The organism is Xenorhabdus sp. PB30.3 (genome assembly GCF_963895965.1).
Lineage (GTDB): Bacteria > Pseudomonadota > Gammaproteobacteria > Enterobacterales > Enterobacteriaceae > Xenorhabdus > Xenorhabdus stockiae.
The window spans coordinates 1-1,482 of sequence record NZ_CAWQMW010000103.1 but is presented as its reverse complement, the minus strand read 5'-3'; the positions used below and the strand labels follow the sequence as shown (position 1 = coordinate 1,482).

The following is a 1,482-nucleotide window of genomic DNA, read 5'->3' as shown; positions in this document are numbered from 1 at the left end:
ATCAAATAAAGATATAATGTTCGTTCAAAATAAAAATGAAATGCATATTCAAATGTGGGATTTATATATACTTTATAGGCCCAGTGATATAGTAGTAAATATATTAAACTTAATATAAAATGTAATATTTTGGTTTTTTTAAATTTTTTTAAATTCATCTTTATTCATTTTCTTAAGTGGTTTTTTGCTACCATGAGTTATAGTTTTTCCCTATCACTATGTAATGTTAAGCATAAAATCCAAATTATGATACCTATTATTGTAGTTGCATATATTATTGAGTATATCGTTATTATTTTTTCTAGCTGAAAATTAGAAACGGATAATAAAATAAGAACTGTATTTGGGATTAGGCTCAATATAATTTGTGAGAATAAATTCTGAGATTGCTTTTCAAGAATAATAAATAGAGATTGAAGTATTTGTAAAGAAACGGTAGCCCAGACAATCAAAGTTAATGGAGTAACTAAATTTCTGACTGGTTCGAATCTTGAGCCTAATATTAATACTAGAATTTTATCACCAATAAGCATCATGAATAAAAAAAAAGGAATACCCAAGGCTATATTTAGCTTAATGACTTTATAGATTATAGGCAATAATACATCATTCATACGATGTCGGTTAAATAATTCAGCTCGCAGTGCTTCACTTATTGCACCACCAAGTATAATACCTGGTGTTTGGATACATCTTAAGGCTAAGGAGAAAAAACCAACTTCTGTTGAAGTACGCAATAGTCCAAGAATTAATATTGGTGAGTTGCTAGATAGTGATGAAAGTAAAAATGTGGGTAACATAAACTTAGGGAATGCCTTATTGATTCTACTAAGATTTAATATTTTTTTAGGTAAGAATATTATTTTTATGCCCCCAAAAATTTCATTTCTCTTTTTAAGAGGTATTAGCATAAAGAATGTTGCACTAGCTATGCCGAAAAAAACTCCAGCTACTAAGGCTTCTGTGTTATTATAACCATAATATGCAAAAGTAAATATTAATATACTGTTTGTGGCTGAGTTTATAAATAAACTATATGAATAACGTGAATAGTTTCTATTTCTTGCTGACCACTGTTGAGTTAAACTATGTATGGAGATAAAAATAATGCAAAAAGGTAAAAATAAATAATAAAAAGGAATCCATTTTATTTTTATGTATATAAAAATAATGATGACTATCATTAATAAAATAGAAAAAATAGTTGTATATATAAATGTTACTGAGCTAATTTCAGTTGCTAGTAAGTCATTTTTTTGCGCAGGGACTGATAGCTCATAGCGCAGTGTACTGATTCCTGCACATACAGTGTATAATGATATGAATATTGCTAATCCACCAAGTGACTCTGGCCCATATAATCTTGTTAATGCCGGAGTTATAATTAGTAATAAAAATTGGCTAGCTAAAGTACCTGAAGCGAGTTGTGTGATATTATTTTTTAGGGATGACATATTTATTGTCTATAATATAAGCATATGT

Annotated in this window: 1 protein-coding gene; it reads right to left on the bottom strand. The window is 28.1% G+C overall.

From position 1 onward, the window contains the following. Nucleotides 1-197: 197 nt before the first annotated feature. Entirely contained in the window at nt 198-1,454 is a 1,257-nt protein-coding gene (locus tag AACX38_RS06630; RefSeq protein WP_228865906.1) for a lipopolysaccharide biosynthesis protein, read from the bottom strand. Between the last annotated feature and the right edge of the window lie 28 nt (nt 1,455-1,482).